This is a genomic window from Brevundimonas sp. UBA7838, from assembly GCF_002500885.1.
GTDB classification, from domain to species: domain Bacteria; phylum Pseudomonadota; class Alphaproteobacteria; order Caulobacterales; family Caulobacteraceae; genus Brevundimonas; species Brevundimonas vesicularis_C.
Genome location: NZ_DLTK01000040.1, coordinates 1 through 2,142 on the forward strand (window position 1 = coordinate 1; position 2,142 = coordinate 2,142).

Genomic DNA, 2,142 nt, shown 5'->3' on the forward strand with positions numbered 1-2,142 from the left:
CGTCGTAGCTGAGAATTTCACCGCGCACTGGGATCTCCATGACTGGCGCCATGTCCGGCGCGGCGGCAACATCGCCGACCCGTGCAATCCCAGCAACCCGAAAAGGTCAAGCTGGCCGATCCTGACGCGTTTGTAATGCGCGCGACCCCTTGGGCGGCGCGCCGTGGACGTTGGCGTCGGGTTGTGAGGGCAGAAGGCTGACGATGAAGGTGAACAGGCCGCCGACATAGGGGACGAGGCTGATCAGGATCAGCCAGCCGCTGAGCCCGACATCGTGGAAGCGGCGGATGGTGACGCAGACGTAGGGAACAATCAGCGCGAAATAGACCAGGGCGACGATGCAGATCCAGGCGACGCCCCAAGCCTCCATATCGTAGCCGGCCTCGGCGTCGAGGACGGCCAGACCGATGATCGGCATGAAGGCGAGCATCAGGATCAGGAAGTGGAACAGGGCGAAGGACCAGTATTCCTTTCGCCGCGCCCGACCGTGGCCTTCGATATAGAGGTCGGTGATGCAGCGGACGAAATAGCCCCATAGGCCCAGGTCCGGTTCGGGGGCGTATACGGCCAGCCCCTGAGGGCCGTCGCGCAGGACCATAAGGCTGAGCGCCTGGTCGTCCTGAACCACGAAATCGACGCGGCGACCGGGCTCAAGACCGGCGGCGGCCGAGGAGAAAGCGTAGCGCTGCAAGTCGTCGCCGCTGATCAACCCCTCGCCGGTCGTCGGATCGTAGCTGAGAATTTCGCCGCGCAAGGCCGTGTCCCGAAAAGACGCGGCAGAGGCGCCGCCGCCAAGGTGTGGACCGGGCGGGCGGCATTGCACAACAGGAGAGTGTTCATGGACGCCTTTCACGAGGTGCGCCTGCCCGCGCGGCTGGCGTTCGGTTCAACCGGCGGGGTGGGGCGTCGGACGGAGATCACGACTCTGGCCTCGGGGTTCGAGCGGCGCTCCACGCCCTGGGCGCTGGGGCGCAGGCGGTATCTGATCGGGGCGAACCTGAGGTCACTGGACGTCATGGCCGAGCTGGTCGCCTTTTTCGAGGCGCGGCGGGGAAGGCTGTACGCGTTCCGGTTCAAAGACTTCGCCGACTTCAAATCGTGCGCGCCGGGCGGGGTGGTATCGTCTGAGGATCAGGTGCTGGGCGTCGGGGATGGGACGCGCACCATGTTCGATCTGGTGAAGCGCTACGGCGATGTGGAGCGGCCGATCGCCAAGCCGGTCGAGGGATCGGTGAGGGTCTCGTTGGGCGGTGTCGAGACGACGGCCTTCACGATCGACCTCGCGGCCGGGCGGGTGACGCTGGAGCGCACGCCGGAGGCGGGTGTCAGCGTGACGGCGGGGTTTCAGTTCGACACGCCCGTGCGGTTCGATTCCGACCGGATCGAGACGACGCTGGAGAGCTTCGAGGCCGGACGGATGGCGGCGGTTCAGATCATCGAAGTTCGGGTCTGAGCCATGCGCGACATATCAAACGAAATGCCGCCCGCATCGAGAGCGGGGCGGCGACGCTGTGCCATGTCTGGCGGCTGGAGCGGGCCGACGGGGTCGTGTTGGGGTTCACCGATCACGACCGGGACCTGGTGGTGGACGGGGTCGTCTGTCGGGCGGCGAGCGGCTGGACGGCGGGGGTGGGCGAGAGCGCGGTCGGGCTGGCGGCGGGGTCGATCTCGGCGGCGGGCGTGCTGGATGACGCGGCGATCACGGAAGCGGATGTGGCGGCGGGTCTGTTCGATGCGGCGACGGTCGAGTTGTGGCGCATCGACTGGGTGCGGCCGGATCTGAAGGTGCGGTTGTGGGCGGGAGCGCTGGTGCGGATCACGCGTGAGGGAGACGGTTTCGTCGCCGAGCTTGAGGGACCGCTGGCCAAGCTGGAGCGGGTGGTCGGGCGGACCTATGGACGGATGTGCGACGCGCGGCTGGGAGACCAGAGATGCAAGGTCGCGGAGACGACGTGTCTGCGACAAGCGTTGGGAGACCTGCGTCGGGACGTTCGAGAATGGGTCAAACTTCCGCGGCTTCCCGGATGTGCCGGGAGATGACTCCTGACGGCCTATCCGGCGGGAAGCGCGCAGAATGACGGCGGGGAGCCGGCGGTGAGAAGCGGGGCAATTACGGTTTCTCCCTCCCCGGAACGGGGAGGG

Annotated in this window: 3 protein-coding genes and 1 pseudogene; 3 read left to right on the forward strand and 1 reads right to left on the reverse strand. The window is 67.0% G+C overall.

What is annotated here, in order from left to right; genetic code table 11:
- Positions 1–106: 106 nt before the first annotated feature.
- On the reverse strand, positions 107–754 hold the full coding sequence (locus tag B3T77_RS02720; RefSeq protein ID WP_292076980.1) for a DUF805 domain-containing protein: 648 nt from the start codon (positions 752–754) through the stop codon (positions 107–109).
- Between the two features lie 84 nt (positions 755–838).
- Here B3T77_RS02720 and B3T77_RS02725 point away from each other — a divergent pair, with 84 nt between their 5' ends.
- The 3 genes and pseudogenes from B3T77_RS02725 to B3T77_RS16295 all read left to right on the forward strand — a co-directional run bounded on the left by B3T77_RS02725 (position 839) and on the right by B3T77_RS16295 (position 2,047).
- The gene (locus tag B3T77_RS02725) at positions 839–1,453 is read left to right on the forward strand and encodes a DUF2460 domain-containing protein (protein WP_292076981.1); all 615 of its coding nucleotides are present in this window, start codon (positions 839–841) and stop codon (positions 1,451–1,453) included.
- 74 nt (positions 1,454–1,527) lie between these two features.
- Positions 1,528–1,884, forward strand: a pseudogene (locus tag B3T77_RS02730) (DUF2163 domain-containing protein); the annotation flags it as partial.
- Between the two features lie 10 nt (positions 1,885–1,894).
- Entirely contained in the window at positions 1,895–2,047 is a 153-nt protein-coding gene (locus B3T77_RS16295) for a phage BR0599 family protein (protein ID WP_312184918.1), read from the forward strand.
- The last annotated feature ends 95 nt before the right edge of the window (positions 2,048–2,142 follow it).